20 protein-coding genes are annotated in these 20,928 nt (G+C 43.8%); 19 read left to right on the forward strand and 1 reads right to left on the reverse strand.

All coding sequences use genetic code 11. The features are described 5' to 3' along the window. Positions 1-344 precede the first annotated feature (344 nt). From RB622_RS11460 to cysM, 17 genes are all read left to right on the forward strand, one after another. Positions 345-4,286, forward strand: coding sequence for an Ig-like domain-containing protein (locus tag RB622_RS11460; protein WP_308046685.1), 3,942 nt, complete (start codon positions 345-347; stop codon positions 4,284-4,286). Between the two features lie 17 nt (positions 4,287-4,303). After that, positions 4,304-5,320, forward strand: coding sequence for a T9SS type A sorting domain-containing protein (locus tag RB622_RS11465; protein ID WP_308046686.1), 1,017 nt, complete (start codon positions 4,304-4,306; stop codon positions 5,318-5,320). Positions 5,321-5,541: 221 nt separating this feature from the next. Then, complete coding sequence (locus RB622_RS11470) at positions 5,542-6,270, forward strand: ferritin-like domain-containing protein (protein WP_308046687.1); 729 nt, start codon at positions 5,542-5,544, stop codon at positions 6,268-6,270. Positions 6,271-6,300: 30 nt separating this feature from the next. Then, positions 6,301-7,086, forward strand: coding sequence for a ferritin-like domain-containing protein (locus RB622_RS11475; protein WP_308046688.1), 786 nt, complete (start codon positions 6,301-6,303; stop codon positions 7,084-7,086). Between the two features lie 270 nt (positions 7,087-7,356). Then, entirely contained in the window at positions 7,357-8,589 is a 1,233-nt protein-coding gene (locus RB622_RS11480) for a sulfite oxidase (RefSeq protein WP_308046689.1), read from the forward strand. 28 nt (positions 8,590-8,617) lie between these two features. Beyond that, positions 8,618-9,034: a hypothetical protein gene (locus tag RB622_RS11485; RefSeq protein WP_308046690.1), complete on the forward strand. Its 417-nt coding sequence runs from the start codon at positions 8,618-8,620 to the stop codon at positions 9,032-9,034. 67 nt (positions 9,035-9,101) lie between these two features. Further along, the gene (locus RB622_RS11490; RefSeq protein WP_308046691.1) at positions 9,102-9,656 is read left to right on the forward strand and encodes a thermonuclease family protein; all 555 of its coding nucleotides are present in this window, start codon (positions 9,102-9,104) and stop codon (positions 9,654-9,656) included. 20 nt (positions 9,657-9,676) lie between these two features. Then, positions 9,677-10,276 (forward strand): hypothetical protein, encoded by a 600-nt coding sequence (locus RB622_RS11495; protein WP_308046692.1) that lies wholly within the window; start codon positions 9,677-9,679, stop codon positions 10,274-10,276. A gap of 97 nt (positions 10,277-10,373) precedes the next feature. Further along, positions 10,374-11,516 carry a hypothetical protein gene (locus RB622_RS11500; protein ID WP_308046693.1) on the forward strand — a complete coding sequence of 381 codons (1,143 nt, stop codon included), beginning with the start codon at positions 10,374-10,376 and terminating at the stop codon, positions 11,514-11,516. A gap of 44 nt (positions 11,517-11,560) precedes the next feature. Beyond that, on the forward strand, positions 11,561-12,952 hold the full coding sequence (locus tag RB622_RS11505; RefSeq protein WP_308046694.1) for a hypothetical protein: 1,392 nt from the start codon (positions 11,561-11,563) through the stop codon (positions 12,950-12,952). A gap of 42 nt (positions 12,953-12,994) precedes the next feature. After that, entirely contained in the window at positions 12,995-13,504 is a 510-nt protein-coding gene (locus RB622_RS11510) for a GNAT family N-acetyltransferase (protein WP_308046695.1), read from the forward strand. A 143-nt stretch (positions 13,505-13,647) separates the two neighbouring features. Next, on the forward strand, positions 13,648-15,357 hold the full coding sequence (locus RB622_RS11515; protein ID WP_308046696.1) for an AMP-binding protein: 1,710 nt from the start codon (positions 13,648-13,650) through the stop codon (positions 15,355-15,357). A gap of 78 nt (positions 15,358-15,435) precedes the next feature. Then, positions 15,436-15,672: a hypothetical protein gene (locus RB622_RS11520; RefSeq protein ID WP_308046697.1), complete on the forward strand. Its 237-nt coding sequence runs from the start codon at positions 15,436-15,438 to the stop codon at positions 15,670-15,672. Continuing rightward, positions 15,672-16,001: a hypothetical protein gene (locus tag RB622_RS11525; RefSeq protein WP_308046698.1), complete on the forward strand. Its 330-nt coding sequence runs from the start codon at positions 15,672-15,674 to the stop codon at positions 15,999-16,001. Before RB622_RS11520 ends, RB622_RS11525 begins: the two co-directional genes overlap by 1 nt. Before the next feature lie 148 nt (positions 16,002-16,149). Next, positions 16,150-16,881, forward strand: coding sequence for an alpha/beta hydrolase (locus tag RB622_RS11530; RefSeq protein WP_308046699.1), 732 nt, complete (start codon positions 16,150-16,152; stop codon positions 16,879-16,881). An 87-nt stretch (positions 16,882-16,968) separates the two neighbouring features. Then, positions 16,969-18,189 (forward strand): lipase family protein, encoded by a 1,221-nt coding sequence (locus RB622_RS11535; protein ID WP_308046700.1) that lies wholly within the window; start codon positions 16,969-16,971, stop codon positions 18,187-18,189. Positions 18,190-18,359: 170 nt separating this feature from the next. Beyond that, entirely contained in the window at positions 18,360-19,232 is an 873-nt protein-coding gene (gene cysM / locus RB622_RS11540) for a cysteine synthase CysM (RefSeq protein ID WP_308046701.1), read from the forward strand. Between the two features lie 128 nt (positions 19,233-19,360). Here cysM and RB622_RS11545 read toward each other — a convergent pair whose 3' ends face one another. Beyond that, the gene (locus tag RB622_RS11545) at positions 19,361-19,780 is read right to left on the reverse strand and encodes a cytochrome B (RefSeq protein ID WP_308046702.1); all 420 of its coding nucleotides are present in this window, start codon (positions 19,778-19,780) and stop codon (positions 19,361-19,363) included. A 155-nt stretch (positions 19,781-19,935) separates the two neighbouring features. Here RB622_RS11545 and RB622_RS11550 point away from each other — a divergent pair, with 155 nt between their 5' ends. Then, positions 19,936-20,238 carry a DUF4286 family protein gene (locus RB622_RS11550; RefSeq protein WP_308046703.1) on the forward strand — a complete coding sequence of 101 codons (303 nt, stop codon included), beginning with the start codon at positions 19,936-19,938 and terminating at the stop codon, positions 20,236-20,238. Between the two features lie 229 nt (positions 20,239-20,467). Further along, positions 20,468-20,845: an HPF/RaiA family ribosome-associated protein gene (locus RB622_RS11555; RefSeq protein WP_308046704.1), complete on the forward strand. Its 378-nt coding sequence runs from the start codon at positions 20,468-20,470 to the stop codon at positions 20,843-20,845. Positions 20,846-20,928 lie beyond the last annotated feature (83 nt).

A 20,928-nucleotide genomic window follows, 5' to 3' on the forward strand; every position in this document is an offset into this window, starting at 1 on the left:
TGGGTTTTACTGTTTTACGCATTTTACTAAATATTTCTCACTATAATTTTTATTATCCATGAAAATTTCTATTCTCTCCGTGAGGAGGCAAATAGGGTATTGGACCCACTTACTTGCTTCTTCGCCGCAGCTTTCTGCCTTAAAATCGGCGCTATCCCGATACCTGAAACACGCTAATTTGCAATGGCTTGTACCTGCAAAATTCGGCCCGGTTCAAAAATATTTTTTGGTACAGATCCCTCCAACACTTTAAGATAGAAATCATGACTTCAATTAGAAATTCATCCTTTTTAGCAAAAAACAGGTGGATCGCCTGTTTCCTTGCCGTCATATTTTGCTCATTTATGAGCTTGCAGACCTTGGCCCAACAGGCCAACCTTCCATTAAATCCAACAACTTCAACTCCTTGGGTTAATGGATCAAGTCCTAGTTTTACTGTAACGCAAACGAATTCTTCAACAGGCCTGAGTTCCTGGGCGCCTTTGATTGGTCCAAGCACTGCTCCAAGAGTTATTGACAGCGACTTGACAAACGCTGCTCAAGGAACAATTGCTGTAACCGGTTCGTTGACGTTAAATGTTGCCGATGCAGACCAGACTTACTCTGCCGGTAATTTTGCAGGCTTTCTGATCAAAAACACATCCGTTGTTGGTGTTACACTACTCAATTCAACAACGATAAAAACATATTTGAATGGGACACTTCAAGAAACCAGCACCGCTTCAAGTATTCTTGGTATAACTTCAAGTTTGATAACAGGCGCTTCTGAAGTCGGTATTTACACAACGAAGCCTTACAATGAAGTTGAGATTACGCTAACCAACCCTCTTACGTTAGTTACAACCTATGAGGTATTTTATGCTGTCCAAAGAGCTTATACTGCCGGACCAGCATTGGTTTGTAACGCACCAACAGCTCTCAACTATCCTGCTTTCCCAGCTGTCGTCAATAATACGAATACGGGTACTACCGGTTTAGGAACTTTGACAACTCCCGAAAATGCGGTAGACGCGACTACCACCAATTCAGCCGGTTTATCTGTTATAGGCATCGGTAGCTCTTTTTTATCGGTAAAAGATCAGGTTACCAACTATCCAGCCAAAACATTTGCCGGGTTTGATATCGAAAATACGACCGTGCTAAATTTAGGCGTTTTTAATAACCTAACGCTTACAACATATCTTGATGGAGCCGTACAGGAAACAAAAACTGCCTCAAACGGATTGCTTTCGGTTGGACTACTGAGCGGCTCCGGTAAGCAAAGAGTTGGTTTTGTCAGTACCTTGCCATTTGACGAGATACAAATAACAGTTAGCACAGCTTTGAGTGTAGACCTTGGCTCTACGCTCGTTTACAACGCAGTATTCCAAACCTTCTGCGATGGAACAGAACTAACCTGTAATACGCCTACTGCCTTAACAAGCCCTAGCTACCCTGTCATTATCAGTACCCCCAATACGGGCATTACAGGTGCTGCATGTGTCAACTGCCAGGTAACCAATACAGGGAATCTTATCGATGCAGACCCTTTAAATCACACAGATATTGTTTTAACAGCCGGACTTGGCGTTAGTGGATCAATAGCCGTGAAAAGTGTTGAACAGTCCTACCCTGCCGGAACATTTGCCGGATTTGACATTAATAGCCCAAGCATCATCGGCGTCGGCGTTTTAAGTGGTTTGCGTATTGAAACTTACCTTAACGGTGTCGCTACTGGTGACGTATTTGGTAACGGAAGTTTACTCAATGCCAGCGCACCCCTTCTAAGCGGTTCCGGCAGACAAGTGATAGGATTTTTGGCCACCCAGGAATTTGATGAAATTAAATTAACCGTACAACAAACCGTCGGTATAACGCTTGGTACGACCGAGGTTTACGGTGTAGTATTTACAAGATTCTGTGCTGGCACTGACCTTGCTTGCAACACGCTTACACCTGTTACCAATCCTGCTTTCCCGGTATATGTAAACGGTAAAAACACCGGTATTACATCCGTAGCTTGTGTAGCTTGTACCATTAACAACTCCGACTATGCGATAGACAACGATCCTGCCACTGCTGCCACAATTGTTATGGCTGTAGGTGCAGCAAGCTCTGGAAGCTTTGCAGTAGCCAACGCGGTTGATACTTATGCGGCAACTTCTTTTGCAGGTTTTGATGTTGAAACTGCAACGCTGCTTTCTGCGGGCGTTTTAAGTACTGCCACGATATCACTGTATAACAACGGTAGCCTAGTTCAGATCGGTACCGGTAATGCATTAATCATTGGTGCTTCCACTTCTTTGCTAACAGGAACAAGCCGTCAAATTGTTGGACTCGTTGCAACGGCTGCTTATGATGAGGTAAAAATAACCTTCGATCAGGTTGCAGGTGCCAATTTAGGCAACATTAAAATTTACGGAGCTATTTTCGACAAATTGTGCCAGGGAACAATCGCTTGCAACAATAGCTACTTCCTGACACAACCTTCATTCCCGGTTGTAATTAACGCTCCCCGTACTGGCATATCCGGTGTTGCCTGCGTAGGTTGCGCGGTTCAGGATCCATGGAACGTCATATCATCCAGCAATGCTGATTTTTCAAGAATAACGCTGACTGCAAACGTAGGCGCCTCTGCCGCTATTGCTGTGGTTGACCCGATTTCTACCTATCCGGCTGGAACGGCTGCTGGTTTTGTGATCAGAAATGTAAACAGCATCGCTCAGGTTGATCTTTTGAATTCGATCACGATTGAAACCTATAACAATGGTGTTTTACAGGAATCAAGAGCGGGTGCAACATTACTCAATCTTGAATTACTGAACATCATTACCATTGGAACCGGTACGCCGATCAATCCAAGTTTTATTACCACCAAGCCTTTTGATGAGATCAGAATCGTAGCAACATCGCTTGCGAGTGTGATTAACACGATTGATGTTTTCGGAGCATTTGTGGATACACGCAGCGTTGTTGGCGGAGGTGCATTAAGTTGCAATGCCGTAAAAAATCCTGATTTCAACGCAACGCAAATCAATGTACCGGTACCTGGCAATGTTAGTACAAACGACGTAGTACCTGCCGGAACAACGTATGGCCCAACAGCAACAGCTGGCGGAAGCAATCCTGCTGGCGGAACGCTGGTGCTAAACCCTGACGGAACTTATACTTTCACAGGAACTTCGGTTGGTGTTTACACTTATGAAATACCGGTTTGTATTCCTGAAACGCCATGTGTTTCGGTTCCATTGGTTATCACAGTTACAGATCCTACTAAACTTAATAATCCGCCTGTTGCAAATACCGATATAGCCTCAATTAAGGGTGCTGCCGCGAATCCTGGCTCTGTAACAATCAATGTAAAAGCTAACGATGGCCCGGGAAATAAAGGAGGAACATTAGGTGATCCAACTCCAACTTCCCCGGCTCACGGTGCTGTTTCGGTTGTAAACGGAAACATTGTTTATACACCTGCTGCGGGTTACTATGGAGAAGATTCATTCACATATAGTATTTGTGAGACTCCTTCAACACTGTGTGCTACTACCACGGTTTATATAACGGTTAAACAACCAGACGCCGCAAACTCTACTTCTGCTGCTGACGATTATTTGAGTACACCAGTGGGTATTGCAACTAGCGGAAACGTTTCCACTAACGATACTGATCCGGAAGGAAACACTCAATCTGTGGCCCCTCAAAGTATTACGGACTCAAAAGGCACATTTACTCTTCTTTCAGATGGAAGTTTCACCTTTGAACCTGCGACAGGATTTAGTGGACCGATAGACTTCGCTTACACAACTTGTGATAATGGCACGCCATCCGCTTGTGCATCTGCAACCCTGCATTTGTTTGTGAGTCCAGTTCCTGATTTGGTTGTAATATTAACAGTACGCCCAGGTAACGTAACAGGAACCACTAACATAACGCTCGTAGGTGATGTTTACAATGTTCCAGTAAGCAGCACCAGTACCAATGGAAGTATTATAACGGTTTATGTAGCCAAAAATAGTCTTATCAATTTGACATTGAATTCAGCGGCTACATTAGTTGGTGGAAAGACGGTTCAAAATAGTATTTGGACTTTTGATGGCAACAGCAATCCTTCATTCTATATACTTAAAACAAATGCTGTTATTGGAGATTCTGATCTAAGATCCTTTGGACTTGAAGGAACAATAACACCAGGTTCCTCATCTGGAAAACTAAATCTTACCGCCTTTATTGATTCAGGCAGTGGTGGAGAAGTAAATGATTTGGACAATAGTGATTCAGAATCCATTCTTTTTTATAAAAATCAATAATCAAAATCTATATCCATATGAGAACGAAATTTAAAATACTATCAATCTTGTTGATTTTGATTAACACGTCGGTTTTTTCCCAGCAAAATCCAGCGGTAACAAATCCAATGGTTAATCCGAGCCCAGCAATTGTTGGCAGTCCTGTTACTTTTTCCTTTAATATCGGAACCGCCGGTTTAGCGATTCCAGGGACAAGCATAACCCAAAGAATGGGATTCAACGTGCTGTTAAGTACTGGTGTAACTCCAAGTAATCCCGATGGAATATCCTCTGTATCCGGAGCTATTTTAACTTACTTTGATATCACATATGACGCTCCATCCAGAACATATACTGGTATCCAAAAATTAAATGTAGCCATACCTGCTACAACGCTGGCTCTAATCACTATTACAGCAAACGCGATAGCAACTCCAATTTCCGCTATTGCAAATGTTCAACCAAATCCAGCTGCAGTAACCCAAAACCAACCAACTAGTGACGACCAGTCATCAATAGAGACCCCACTCCCCGTCACCCTAACCTCCTTCACCGCAGCGAAAGAAGGCCAGACGGCTCTTTTGAAGTGGGCAACGACGATGGAAACCAACAGTGACCGTTTCGAGATCCAGCGCAGCCAGAATGGTAAGCAGTGGGGTATGATTGGTACAAAAAAATCAAACGGCGAGAGCTCGTCTCTGAAAAGCTACAACTTCACGGATTCAGAACCGTTGGATGGCGAAAACCTGTATCGTCTGAAAATGATCGATCGTGATGGTACTTTTGCCTACAGCCGCATCGAGTCGCTGACATTTGAAGGCCTGACAACGTCGTTCTATCCAAACCCTGTTGCAGACAAACTGGTGATCAGTGCCGCTGACTTCAGCAAGGTGAAGAACGTTCAGATCTATGATGCGAGCGGTAAAACCGTTTACAAATCTTCTGCAACGCCAAGTGCTGAAATCAATGTTCAAAGCCTTTCCGCTGGTCTGTACGTCGTGCAGATGGTACGCAAAAACGGAACAGTGGTTACGCAAAAAATCATCAAACAATAGTTTACTAAAAACATTGTTTTTTATATACAAAGAAGCCCCGGGGATATCCCCGGGGCTTCTTTGTATATAAATGTTACCAAATAAACCCTCACAGGAACATGCTTAATAGCAAATAAATCAGAAGTTTTTTTTCAAACATTGATCTAAAGCAAAGGTATAGTCGTAGGTTTTTTAAATAATCTTTTCGACGGGCGAAAGGAAAATCGTAACCTTTAATTGCTATGATCAATAATAAAAATTCACAAAAAGACTCCGATACCAAGGAAGGTCAGGAATCGGTTCTGAACAGACGGCTATTCTTACGCTCGGCAGGTGTTGCAACGGCAGTTGGTACGCTCGCGCTGGGCGCATGTAAGGATGACGACGACGATATGGTAACACCGCCAACAACGACGGTCGACCTGGGCAAAGACGACGTGGGTATCCTGAACTATGCTTATGCACTGGAACAACTGGAAGCGGCGTTTTACGAGCAAGTTGTAAAAACACCATACATGGGCATCACCCCAGCCGAGACAGCAATCCTTACCGATATCCGTGACCACGAGGTGATCCACAGGGATTTCTTCAAAGCAGCATTAACCGCAGCTGCACCAACCCAGATTATCCCCGCACTTGAAGTTGATTTTTCTTCCATTGATTTCACAAACCGCGCCAAAGTACTGGGTGCAGCGAAATTATTTGAAGACACCGGCGTAGCCGCTTACAATGGCGCAGGTAAATTCATCAAAAACGCAACATATCTGACATTAGCTGGAAAGATTGTTTCGGTAGAAGCACGTCACGCTGCTGCGATCAGTGACCTGATCACACCTAAAACTGCTGATTTTGCCAGCGATACACAGATCAATTCAAATGGTCTGGATCAGGCAATTCCTTCGGCAACCATTTTGGCAGCAGTGCAGCCCTATCTTAAAACAAAGATCAGCGGAGCCAATTTACCTAAATAATTTTTCACCAGATTTCAACTTTTGACCGATATGAATATTTTCAAAATAATAGATGAGTTTCAAAAAATAGATGGTGATGCGGTGGACCGTTTGGAACATGCTACCCGCCGTCATTTTATGAACAGAATTGGAAGTAAACTTGCTGCCGTGGCAGTGCCAACCGTTTTCGCTTCCGTTGTTAACAAAGCTTATGCGCAGTCAGCCGGTGCCATTGACATCCTGAACTTTGCATTGACACTCGAATATCTTGAAGACGAATTCTATCAGAAAGGAAATGCCGCAGCAGGCCTTATTCCTGCCAGCGATAAAACGATCTTTACGCAAATAGGTAAACACGAAACACAGCACGTGGCGTTTTTAAAAGGCGCTTTGGGCACCAAAGCCGTTGCCAAGCCAACTTTTGACTTTACCGGAAAAGGTGCTTTCGCAACCGTTTTCACCAACTACAATACTTTCCTTACCGTTTCACATGCATTGGAAGACACAGGCGTCAGAGCCTACAAAGGACAAGCTGGTGGCCTGATGGGAGATCCGGATCTACTTCAATATGCATTACAAGTGCACTCTGTTGAAGCAAGACACGCCTCGATCGTTCGTAAATTATTGGGTGCTGCTACCGGCAAACCTGAGATCAAATCATGGATTACAGGCAAAGCAGGTGCACCCGAAGCTGTGTATGCAGGCGACGATAACAAAATACAGGGCGGTGTGGATCTTACCGGACTAGCTGGAAAATCAGATGCAGCCATTACAGAAGCATTTGACGAACCATTGACAAAAGAGCAGGTTTTAGCCATTGCAGGTCTGTTTCTTTAAGAATTAATGCATTGAATGAATATAGATTAACGCCTTCCTGTTGGACATGTACATGCACGGTTAAGTGAGGTAAAGTTCAAAGTCAGTGTTACTCGCTATAATTCATGAAAAGCGTAAAAGGTTATCCATTAACAGGATAACCTTTTTCTTGTTTAAATGGAATCAATGATGCGGAGTAAATTCAGTAAGTTTGGGTCATTAATTGCTTTGACAAGCAAGGTTTCTTTAAACCTGAACGTTATCATTACCTACTAAGCTTAACCTGATTGTATGAAATCGCATTTTGACAGACGTGGTTTTCTAAAAAAAACCAGCCTCGCGGCTCTGGCTGCAACGTTGGGAACTGAGATTGTTTTTGCCGACAAATTGCCTAGAAAATATATGCCACTGGCCTTTGGTGAAAAAGATGCCCTAAAAGGTAAAAATACCAATATGATTGTCCAGGGCGACCGTCCCTGGAATGTAGAATCACCGCTGGATTTGCTCGACGACCGCATTACCCCGGTTGACAAAATGTTTATCCGTAACAACGGCCTAATTCCCGAAACCATTGATGCCAAAAACTGGACATTAACCATCGACGGAGAATCTGTAAAAGCGCCGAAAACCTATACGCTGGCAGAATTAAAAAAGAAATTCAAACCTTATACGTATCAACTGACGCTGGAATGCGGCGGAAACGGGCGTTCCGGTTATTACCCTCCGACCTCGGGAAACCAGTGGGGACAGGGTGCGGTTCATTGCGGACAGTGGACAGGTGTTCGTTTGAAGGATATCCTGGCTGATGTCGGGCTAAAAAGTGATGCGGTCTATATCGGTTATCATGGAAAAGACATCCACCTGAGCAGAGACCCCAAGAAAGAAGCCATATCAAGAGGCGTACCGATTACCAAGGCGATGGAAGATGAAACGTTGATCGCATGGCAGTTGAACGGACAGGATATCCCCGAATTCCACGGTTTTCCTTTAAGACTCGTGATTGGTGGCTGGCCGGCCTCCGTATCGGGAAAATGGCTTAGCGGCATTTCCGTACGTAACAAGGTACACGACGGCGCCAAAATGGAAGGGCACAGCTATAAGATGCCCCGTAACCCCGTTGCGCCCGGCACAGAAATACCCACAACCGACGAATACTACCGGATCATCGAATCCATGCCGGTTAAATCCATGATCACCTTTCCAAAAACAGGTGCCGTTATTCCGTCAGGCGAAGTTTTACCTTTGCGCGGACACGCCTGGGCAGGAGATCATGCCGTAAAAAAAGTGGAGGTTTCGATCGATTTCGGATCGACATGGCAGGACTGCAAGCTCGAAAACCCGGTGAACCGTCTGGCTTGGCAGCACTGGAATACCCAGATCAAATTTCCCGTAAAAGGTTATTACGAAGTTTGGGTACGTGCCACAGACGAAAAAGGCGTTTCCCAGCCCATGGTTATTCCTGCATGGAATCCCGGCGGTTATCTGAACAATGCCTGTGAGCGTATTGCCGTGAAAATATCGTAGTCAATTTCAGAAACTAAATGCAAACAAAATGAGAATAGCACTCATCATGATTCTGGGACTTGGCCTGCTATTGAGCTCGTTTCGCCAGGAATCATCCGTTAACAGCAAGGTTAAGCCACTCGCTTATCCTGTCAATACCGTATCTTTTGCCGATACTATAAAACTTGATCCGGAAACCGGACTTATCGTAGATGAAAATTTATTCATGGTAAAAGCGCAGTGTACGGGCTGCCATTCCACAAAACTGATTAGCGCCAATCATTTCAGCAGAGATGGCTGGAAACAGAAAATCCGCTGGATGCAGGCAAACCATAATTTGTGGGAATTAGGAGAAACTGAAAAACAAGTGCTGGATTATCTTGAAAAAAATTACGCTCCGGTACAGGTCGTTTCCCGTCGTGCACCGTTGAAAGATATTCAATGGTACGATTTGAAGTTGAAGTAAATTAAGCAGAGTCACCGGGAGGCAATGAAGTATTCCGTACCTTTATCCTCTCAACTTATTAGAATAAATGCGCGTACCATTGTTTAGAATTACAAAATACAGATTACTAGTTCATTATCTGATTGCCCTTGCCTTATTACCCGGACTGCTATCCCTGAAACAGAAAGAAGGCTCCGCCGACAAGTATAAGGGAATAGAAAAATCCAGCAGTTTACCCAATCCGCTTAAAGCAGAAGTGATCGGTATCCAGGACGGGGATACCATCGAAATGAAATTTATTTTTGACGGAAAAAAGGCTGGTTTACGCCAAGGAAAAGCGGTACGGATACGTTTCCTGCATATCAATACACCGGAAAAAGGGATGCCGTTTTACAAAGTCGCTAAGCAATATACTTCTGAAAAATGTTTTCGTAAAATTGTTCAGATCAAACATACCGGTGAGTTTGACCGTTATGGCAGGCTTTTGGGAGAAGTGATTTTGCCTAATAACTCCGTACTTAACAAAGAACTGGTAAAAAAAGGACTGGCGGTCCATTTCAAAAAATATTCGACAAGCCGGGAATATGCCGACCTTGAAATCAACGCGCAAAAGAAGAAGCTTGGTATCTGGAGTATTCAGTAGTTCCCGTCAAAAAATAAAAAATGAGTTCAGCAGCACTTTTTCAGGTATTATATCAAAACGATGTCCTTTTCCACGTACCTGGAGAAGTGCTTTCACTTGTTCTGGAAAAACCGGTAATACCTGAAACAGTTGTTGTAAAAAAGGAAGAACCGGTAGTCCAAGCCGTACCTGAAATTGCGAAGCTACCGGTTATGCCTGCGGCTCCTCAGCCCGTGACCGCGGCACCATCTGCTCCTGATTTCCCAAAGTTAAATCACAAAGTCCTGATTTTGGTTGATGAACCTAAGCAACGCGAAATGCTTGTTTCGGAAGCCTTGTTTCTGGATAATGTCCTGAAAGCGGTGGGACATGCCTCTGAAAATTCCGATATTCTTAATTTTAGCTATCTGGCCGGCCCGGATGCACGAAATGTGCTTTCAGAAAAAAGGATCAACTATTTTATCACTTTCGGTGTACCGCTGATCAAGCTTCACCTGGATTTGCTGCTTCCGCCGTATGCGCCAAAACAAGTCGAAGGCATCTGGTTCCTGCTCACGGATCCGCTACCCGTTATTGAAGCCGACAGGGATTTGAAAAAGAAACTCTGGACTGCGCTAAAACAAATGTTCCCAAAGTCTTAACAAAGAGCGATTTACTCAACAAAATTACCGGTCATCACAATAATATTGGTAATTTCTCAGTTTTGATGGATACTTGCGGGCTAAACCATGACTAGCTATGGCCGAATTCACTGAGCGTATTTCCAATTGGTTCCGTTCTTCCAAAGATGACGAAGATAATTTTTATGACGACGAAACCGAAACACCGATAGAAGCTGCTGCAAGCTTCAAAGACACCATGCCCCAAAACACCTCTTTTACACCTGTTAATGCCCTGGCGGTAGTTAACAACAATACCCCTCAACCTGAACAAAATCAGGCTTTGCCGCTCAAAACCGAAGTGGTCATCCCCTACTGGCTTGAAGACGAAGATACCTTACGCGATGAAGGCGTTTTATTTGGCTTGTCAGAATCTGATCCGACGGAAAAAACGGATATCATCCATAAGTATTTTTCACATCTGGCGGCTGAACATTTGAGCAGCATTGAGCAGCACAATGAGCGAATCCAGGAACTGAACCTATTTATTGGACAAAAGAGCAACCGGATCGAAGAACTCGAAAATAAATTAAAAGGCCTGGTTATAACCAAATCCAACGGCGAACACCACCTGCCCCGAACTTTGATCGGGCTGACACTTTCCGTTGCCATGTGCGTAGGAAATTTCTTTCTGATCAAAGAATCCCTGAAACCTGCATTTGCTGAAAGTTCATGGATTGCCCTGGGCGTATTTTTGGCGGGTATGTTTAGCTTATTTGGCCGTATTTCCATGTTTCATGATACGGATTCACGCGTAAGCTGGCGCGCGCTGCTCGAAGAAATCGGCTTGCCTTTTGCCGCGGCTCTATTTGTTTTTGCCAATGCATTACCGCATCAGGGCGCCTGGCAGGCCATTGCGCTTTTCGTGTTTGTCTTTTTCCTCTTCCTTTTTGCAGGAAAACTGCTATTGAGTAACGTGACCATCCTGCGGAATGATTTACATGCCTGGTTCAGCATACGCCGGGATCGGGCAGAATCGGTTTCGAATACCGAAAACTGGGAAGACGAAATACAGGTTCTTCAGGGAGAAGTTGACGCATTACGGGTCAAAAAGTGGCAGATTCTCCGCGAACAAGGTCAATCGGAAACCGAGCGCGACCGTATTTATGCAAGACGCGATATGTTGGCTAAGCTCTTCGAAAGCGAGTTTTTCCTGGCGAGACGCATGAAAAATCAATTGACAAACAAACAATTACAAGATATCAGAAAAAGTGCGGAATAATTTTTTTGCATTTTATTCTCATTCTTACAAAACATTAATAAGTTATGGACGAGCAACAGCCAAACCAAAACAGTGATTATCAACATGGCTACACCAGTGGCCTTGAAGGATTGGACCGTCAGGTTTACGAAGCATATTTGTCAAGCAATGTAAGTCACGACTGGGTCATGGATCGTCTCAACCAAAAAAGATTCGAACTGGACACCCTGAAAAATAAAAGGCAGGAAACGATTCAGCTTCACAAGCAATCTTACGATAAGCTTCAGGATCAGGTGATGGGCGTGAATCATAGCGCCAAAAGAATAAAAGAACTTGATACCGCTGTTTCGGATATTAACGAGCAAACCGAAGAACTGAAACAAAAGCGCAAAGATTCCGCACCTTATTATTCGCTGATCGCCGGATTGATTTTCCTGGCGGCCGGTATTTCTTTCATTGCGGGTGACCTGATCATTTCCCACGAAATTGTAGCCTACGCATTAAACATCCGTAACCCGAACGAAGCCTGGGCTTTTGCGATCGGTTTGGCGATGTTATCTGTTTTGCTTAAACCGGCATATGATCGTTTGATCGAGGAGCCTTATCAAAAAGGTGATTCTCCGAAAGCGAAATCACGCTACGCAAACTTTAAGCTGATCCTGTCCATTTTCACGATTGTCACGCTGGTCGTCCTGGGATGGTTCCGTTATGAGGCTTACCGTACGGATAAATTAAAGGAAGCAATCAATAAGTCGGTGAAGAGCTTGCAGCTTAATGCGGTGGATCCTTTAACGGGAGCTCCGATCAACAGTCCGGAACTAACCAACAAAATTGAAAAGGCGTTACAAAATTCAGATCAGATGAATCTGGATCTTGTGAACAGTCCATGGGCCTTGTTGTCTTTTGTATTAAGCGGTGTTTTGTTTGCGATCGCCGGTGCTATTTCGCTGGGTATGGCGCTGCCGGTTTTACAGGGATTCTGGCTCCGTTGGTTACAGATTGATCCAAAGTTGTGGAGACTGAAAAGGCGCAAGAAAAAAATCGAGAAGCAGCTGGAAGACTTGCAGGGTACCATTACCCAACAACTTGTACAGAAAAGTATTTTTGAAAATGATCTTGCCGTGCTGCCAACCTGGGAAGAATTAAAACAGGAAGAAGCCGACATCCGCACAGAAATAGAAAACCTGGAAGAAGAACGTAAACTCACGCTCACCGACAGCCGAATCCAGTCCTTTGGCGACGGTTATGCCCACGGACAGGTTACCCGCGACATCATGAGCGAAGAGGAATATGAACATTGGAGAAACGGGCACATGACGATTTCAAATCTGGCTTTACGGGCAAAGTCAAACGCCTCCGACAGGGCCGTTACACGTTCCAAAAATTCCGGTATGCGTCCTCATCAGGCCATACGAAAAGCAATCACAGATCGTTTCGATGACAACAATTCGTTGTGATTTTCGTAAATTGGGCTTTTGATTTGACTATTTAACTTTAAGATGCTTCAAAGCCCTCGTTTGGATATTGTTCCGTGTGACGACACCCTTTTTGATGCGATCCGTATGGGCAACAATGTGCTTGGTCGTGTGATGGGTGTTAATGTGCCTAAGAAATGGACAGAATTTCGTGATACTTTTACGCCTTCCTACCACCGTTGGAAGGCGCATCCTCCCCTCCGTCTTTGGTGGGTATACCTGATTGTTTATAAACCGGGCAATATTTTGATTGGCTCCTGCGGTTATAAGGGCGAACCGGACTCCAATGGAACTGTTGAAATCGGGTATGAAATAACACCAAGCCATCGTTCGATGGGTTTGGCGACTGAAACTGCGCGGGCGTTGGTGGAACACGCATTTACACAAAGTGGTGTGTTAAAAGTGGTTGCACATACACTGGCAGAAGAAAACGCTTCCGGTCATATTCTTGAAAAAATCGGTTTCGACCGAACCGACGATATCCACGATTCCGAAGAAGGGCCGCTTTGGCGCTGGGAAATCTCAAAAAAATAAAACCCGTTACCCAAAGCAAGCGATCAAAATTGCCAGGGATTTTTTATATCCGAAATTAAATTGGATGGATTCAATAATAATTTGTCTCTATTTCTTAACTTAAAATCCTGAAAGCACCTTTATCCACATTTGAGACCGAACCCATGATTGCCATATCCAAAGAAACATATCCCTGGCTAAAACATTATACGCCGGGCGTTCCTTACGAAATTGATCCGGAAGCCTATTCATCACTGGTTGAATTGATAGAAACCGGCTTCAGGCTATACAAGGATCGGTCTGCGTATGCCAACATGGGTAAAGAGCTTACGTATGGAACACTGGATGAGCTTTCCAGGAATTTTGCTTCGTACCTGCAAAGTCTGGGCTTGCAGAAAGGCGACAGGATTGCCATCCAGATGCCCAATTTGCTGCAATACCCCGTTGTCATGTTTGGTGCTTTGCGTGCAGGGCTGATTATCGTCAATACAAATCCGTTGTATACGCCCCGGGAAATGCAGCATCAGTTTAAAGATTCGGGTGTGAAGGCTATTGTTATACTGGCCAATTTCGCCTCGCATCTCGAAAAAATTGTGGCCAATACCGAAATCAAACACGTTGTGATTACGGAAATCGGTGATATGCTGGGCTTCCCAAAAAAGTTGATCGTCAACGCGGTCGTAAAGTATATCAAAAAGATGGTACCTGCCTATCATATTGCTGGCGCAGTTTCCTTTCAAAAGGCACTTTCGATAGGTACCGGGCTCACCTATGAAAAACCGGCCGTGTCAAACGCCGACATTGCCTTTATTCAATATACCGGTGGTACCACAGGCGTTTCAAAAGGTGCCTTGCTGACCCACCGCAACCTCATTGCCAATGTTGAGGCCAACAGTGCCTGGCTAAAACCGATCATGTCCGATATGGAAGCGCCTGTTTTTGTCGCGGCACTTCCCCTATATCATGTGTATGCCTTAACGGTTAATGCACTGTCAGGTATTAAAATCGGGGCCATGAATGTTTTGATCACCAATCCGCGTGACATGAATGCATTTATTGCGGATCTGAAAAAATATAAAATTAACGTTTTCACAGGGGTCAATACCATGTTTAATGGTCTCATGAACAACCCTAAATTCAGTGAAGTGGATTTCAGCCAGCTTAAAGCTACCTCCGCCGGCGGTATGGCTTTACAAAAAATAGTGGCTGAAAGATGGCTGGCTGCAACCGGTTGTCCGGCGACGGAAGGTTATGGGCTTTCGGAAACTTCTCCCGTTTTATCATCCAATTTACTGGTTGGCGAAAACCGGATCGGGACCATTGGTATTCCCTGGCCAAGTACGGCACTTCGCATTTTACGCGAGAACGGTACCTGGGCCGACACCAGTGAGGTGGGAGAAATCTGCGCTTCGGGGCCTCAGGTCATGTTAGGTTATTTCAACCGTCCCGACGAAACGGCTCAGGTAATTTTCGAGCAGGATGGTATGCGCTGGTTCAAGACCGGCGACCTCGGTTTTGAAGATGCTGATGGTTATTTCAAAATTGTTGACCGCAAAAAAGATATGATCCTGGTTTCCGGATTCAATGTGTATCCGAATGAATTGGAAGATGTGGTTGCGCAATGTCCCGGTGTGCTGGAAGTTGCCTGTGTTGGTATTCCTGATGATAAGTCGGGCGAGTTGGTGAAATTGTTTATCGTAAAAAAAGATCCTGAACTAACCGAAGAAACGGTCCGCGCATTCTGCAAGGAAAACCTGACCGCCTATAAATGTCCGAAAAAAATCGAGTTCAGAACCGAGCTTCCCAAAACCAATGTTGGTAAAATTCTGAGACGAGCTTTGCGAGAGGAAGAAATTGCGAAGTTGAACAAATAAAATGATTTTCCGGTTATAAGTGTCTAAGGCAGATTTACTTTGTCGTAAGCATTACTGTCAAACTTATGTCAAAAGATCATGAAACAAGTAATCCTTAATGTTCCGGAAAATCAATTTGCATTTTTCATGAAACTGGTTCATTCATTGAATTTCGTTCAGGTCCAGGAACCCGTCAAAAGCGAGGATGGATTGACTGAGATGCAAAAAGAAACCTGGAAAAACATCAAAACAGGTTTTGAAGAAATGAAAATGGTCGAAGAAGGTTCTATAAACGTCAGACCAGTGCAATTTCTTCTCAATGAACTGGGGGAGTAATGTTCGAGATTTATACCATTAGTAACTTCGATCGAGAGTTTAAAAAGCTGGCAAAAAAATACCCTTCGATTATTGTAGATCTTCAAATTCTTATTCGTGAACTCGCAGAAAATCCTTTCCAGGGCGATCCATTGGGTAAGGACTGCTACAAAGTAAGGATGGCTATCACTTCCAAAAACAAAGGAAAATCAGGCGGATCAAGAATTATTACCTATGTGAAAATTGTAAACAAATCTGTTACACTACTTTCTATTTATGATAAATCTGCACAAAATGATATCGCTGATGCATTTTTAATTCAACTCCTGGAAGACAACCAACTTCTGTAATATTCTCATCGTTACTTTCAAAAATACCTACTTTTTCTCGCATTACTTCTCAACATATTTCCAACCAATCTCACCCGAAAAATAGATTTCATTTTTGGTTTATGTATCTTTAACCAAAGAAAAACTCAACCATTGAAAGTGAATTACTATGAATCTACACAGGAAAACATTGGTATTGCTACACGGCCATGGAATTGACGATGCGATCTGGGATAGTGTTGATGCCTCATTAAATGCTGATTACACGGTCGTCAGACCTAATATTTCTCTCTTTACCTTTTGTCAGAGCGTGGAAGATTACGCGGACGAATTGCACCGTTTCCTTTCGAATGCGGTCATTGAAAAATGCACTTTAATAGGCCATTCCATGGGTGGTTATATTGCACTGGCTTTTGCTGAAAAATATCCTGAAATGCTGGAAGGCTTCGGTTTATTTCATTCAACGGCTTATGCGGACGATGAATCAAAAAAACACCAACGCGACCAGACCATAGACCTGCTTCGGAATTACGGAACAGAAATGTTCGTAAAAAACACTGCGGCAAATTTGTACGGTGACCGTTTTAAAGAACTTTTTCCCAACAAGATCAAGGAACATATTGATCGCTATGGAAAATTGCCAGCCGAGGCATTAATTACCGGGATCAACGCCATGCGCAACCGTCCCGACCGCACAGCCGTTCTGGCTGCCATGCCATTTCCAGTCCTCTTTATCATTGGCATGCAGGATAAGCTCATTCCGTTTGAAAGCTGTATCAGCCTGTCCGAATATCCCAAACAAAGTTATCCGTTTATCCTCGCCGAAGCCGGCCATATGGGCATGGTAGAACGCCCCGATGCCTCAGCCCGGATGATAAGCTGGTACATGGGGAGAATATAATTTTCACAAAATCAGATTATATTTATAAAAAAAACAAGCCGGCCTTCGTTATCTCAAACAGAATTCCGGCTTGTTTCCTTGAACGATATGCAAAAAAAAATCTCTACACTCCTCTTCCGTAATACCTGGGCATTGTTTATATGGAGTTTCCTGCTCCTAACCGCCTGTACACACAACACAGAACTGGTCGATCCGGAACCCTCCGTTGAAAATAAATATCTGAAAGAAAGCACTTTTCTGCAAGATATTACGAAAGACCAGATTGCCAAAGAAGCTACCGCTATCAGCCCATTGTTGACGGCTTATGCAAAAAATGCTGTCAAAGTTTATAAAATAACATACAAAACCACCAATACGGACGGAGCTGAAATAACCGCATCAGGAGCGGTGATTATGCCCGTTTCTGATGCTCCTGTTTCCATGATCAGCGTGCAGCACGGAACCATTACAACCGATGCAGCGGCGCCATCCAATTTCCAGCCAGGATCTGAGTCAGCCTCATTTGGAACATTGTTTGCATCCATAGGGTACATCATTGTTTATCCGGATTACATAGGTTATGGAGCTTCCAAGGATTTACCTCACCCTTATGAACATAGGGCCAGTCTTGCGTCTTCTACGCTGGACATGCTTCGCGCGGCCAAGGAATTGGTAAAAGCGCAAACAGCCGTTAAATGGAACGAGAAATTATACCTTGCCGGTTATTCGGAAGGCGGTTATGCGACCATGTGCCTGCAAAAGAAAATCGAGGAAGAAGCGGCTTCGGAGTTTAACCTGAAAGCATCAAGCTGTGGTGCAGGCGCTTATGATAAAACTGCTTTCATGAAATATGTCATCAACAGCTCCGTCAGCAATGTAGCTGCTTATAACTCGCTGTACTTATGGGTAATGCTTACTTATGACAGAATTTACAAATTGAACAAACCTAAAACCTACTATTTCAAGGAGCCGTTTGCCACGCAAATTGACAAACTTGGTATAGAAAACCCCATCAATGTCAGCTTCAGCACCATTCTGAACGACTCCTTTAAAACGGCTGTCAATTCTGGGACGGATGCCGGGTTTATTACAGCCATCGGAGACAACGATGTCTATAACTGGAAGCCTAAAACACCAACCCGGTTGGTGCATGGAGACAAGGATCCATTGGTTTTTTATTTCAATTCCGTCAATGCAGTGACCGCTATGAAAAAGCTGGGAGCCGCGGATGTGGAGCTGGTAACAGTGCCGGACGGGACGCACTCATCGTCTATCACAACCTATTTGCTTACAACTTTGGGGTTCTTTACAACGCCTCAATATCAATAAAACACTATCTTTGCAATCAATTTAGTCTATCAGACAAATATGGTTGTTAGCAGAACATCTTTTTTCTCTCAGTTAAATCACCGGTTCGTAATGAACCGTATGGATGATGTACGATGTTGTTTGTCTGTAAAATGACATTCTAATTTCACATCACATTTTATAATTCGCCCATGTCCGCACTTCTTGATTTAGTAGGCAATACCCCATTAGTTGAATTAAACCGCATCAATCCCAATCCCAACGTTAAACTCTACGGAAAACTCGAAGGGAATAATCCGGGCGGCAGTGTAAAAGACCGTGCCGCTTACAGTATGATCAAAGGCGCTCTGGACCGCGGCGAAATTAAGCCGGGAACCAAGCTGATCGAAGCAACCAGCGGTAATACCGGCATTGCGTTAGCGATGATCGCCAGACTTTTCGATATAGAAATCGAGCTGGTTATGCCCCAGAATTCTACCCGCGAAAGAGTACTGACCATGGAAGCATTTGGCGCCAAGGTGACGTTGATCGAAACGATGGAAGGTTCTCGTGATTATGCCGAAGATAAAGCGAAAAACGGAGATTATCTGATGCTGAACCAGTTTGCCAATCCCGATAACTGGAAAGCGCATTACAGGACCACAGGCCCGGAAATATTCCGCGATACCCATCAGGAAATCACACATTTCATTTCATCCATGGGTACGACGGGGACCATTATGGGTGTCTCTCATTATTTGAAAGAACAAAACCAGAATATTCAGATTGTAGGTTGCCAGCCGACTGACGGATCCAGTATTCCCGGAATTCGTAAATGGCCGGAGGAATATCTGCCAAAAATATTTGACAGCAGCCGTGTTGACAGAGTTATCGAAGTAACGCAAGAAGACGCTACCCTGATGACGCGCAGGCTTGCAAAAGAAGAGGCGGTATTTGCCGGCATGAGCAGTGGCGGTGCTGCCTGGGCAGCGGTAGAACTGGCAAAAGAACTGGAATCGGGGATAATCGTATTTATTATCTGCGACCGGGGAGACCGGTATCTTTCAAGCGAATTGTTTGGATAATTCTTGGCTGTTAGCGATTAGGTTTTAGCGGTTAGCTTACCGGGCACTGAGAAGTTAATACGTTTTTTCTTAGCGGTTAGCTACAAGCCCGAAGGCCAATAGCTAACCGCTAATGGCTAACAGCCAAATCAGAACCAAGCAGCTCCCAGGTTTCTGAAAGGCCACGGAATAGCTGCAAGGATAATAATTAACGCCATTGCGTAAAAGTACAATACCGTGCGGTGCTTGGCCGCGCCGCTTAACTTCTTCGAACGAACGCGTCCTACTGTGATCAGGACAATCGCGATCACCATCATGAAAACGTGCTCAATAGAATAGAACCGGATTACTTTATTGCTGATCTCGCCGAAATTTACCAGCGGGCTCATCGTATAAAGCACCAATCCGATCAGTAATTGTGTATGTGTTGCAATAAGCGCGAACAAATAAACTTTGCTGTCGCCTTGTTTGTTATTCTGCCAGTTTGAATAAGCAATCGCAACGGCGGCAATCAATAATCCAAGTACAACATAACGTAAGCCCGAGTGGGCACGTATCAGAGCGTTCATATGTTTAAAACGGGTTATGGTGAATCGTAAGTCTGCAAAGGTAGTTTCCAATTGAGCATATCACAAGACTTGCTGTAACTGAAATTATAATTGTTTAACAGTTAATATATAAAGCGCAATATTTGCGGAAGTTTAAAACTTGAAATAAATATAAAATGATCCTTTTTAATATCACGGTAAATATCAGCCATGCTGCGGAAAAAGAATGGCTTAAATACATGAAGGAAACCCATATACCAGCCATCATGGCCAGTGGATTACCTGTCGAAAGCAAATTATTGCGCTTGCTGACCGAAATTGAGAACGAAGGTGCGACTTATACAAACCAGTTTATTTTCCGTACGATGGAAGATTTCATGGCCTATCAGACCGAATTTCAGGCTGAATTGCAGGAAAGACACCACCAGAAATTCAATGGGCAATATGTCTCTTTCAGGACACTTTTGGAGGAAGCCTGACCCTCAACAGGTAATTGTATTGCCCGAAAAAGTTTTTATATAAAACCTTAACATTCGCTTGACATTATGATAATCTTTCCCTTTATTTAATATACCGTTAGACTTCAAAATGATCAGGAAAGAAAAAACGGTTTTAAATATTGCGATGTAAGACGCGAACCGTTTTTTGTGACCAGAAGTATTTTGAAACCGGTTGGAAGTAATGTTTTACCATAAAACTTAAGTGCTTATGAGACTGCAGATGCAAGCAATTCACTTCGACGCTGACCCTAAATTGTTGACATTTATTCAACAGAAAATGGATAAACTCGATACGTTTTACGATCGGATAACAAGTGGTGAAGTGTTTCTTAGATTGGATAAGAGTGATAACGCCAAATTACATACAAAACTTCTCGAGGTTAAACTTTATGTCCCGGGTGGAACGATGTTCGTGAGAGAGCAAGGTACAACATTTGAAGAGGCGACGGATTTAGCGATTGACACATTAAAAATGCAGGTTAAAAAGTTCAAAGATAAGCGGAACAAGGCAAGGGCTCCTAAATTAGCTGAAGGAGTTGTACAAGCGGAAGAAATCGCTATTATAACGGAGGACATAGAAGAGTAAAATCATATAGGTGTAAACAAAGCAGGCTGCCCGTTCCGGGCAGCCTGCTTTGTTTAACGACGAAATTAACCGATTTTTGCAAA

This window comes from Dyadobacter sp. LHD-138, from assembly GCF_030929615.1.
In the GTDB taxonomy this organism is placed as follows: domain Bacteria; phylum Bacteroidota; class Bacteroidia; order Cytophagales; family Spirosomataceae; genus Dyadobacter.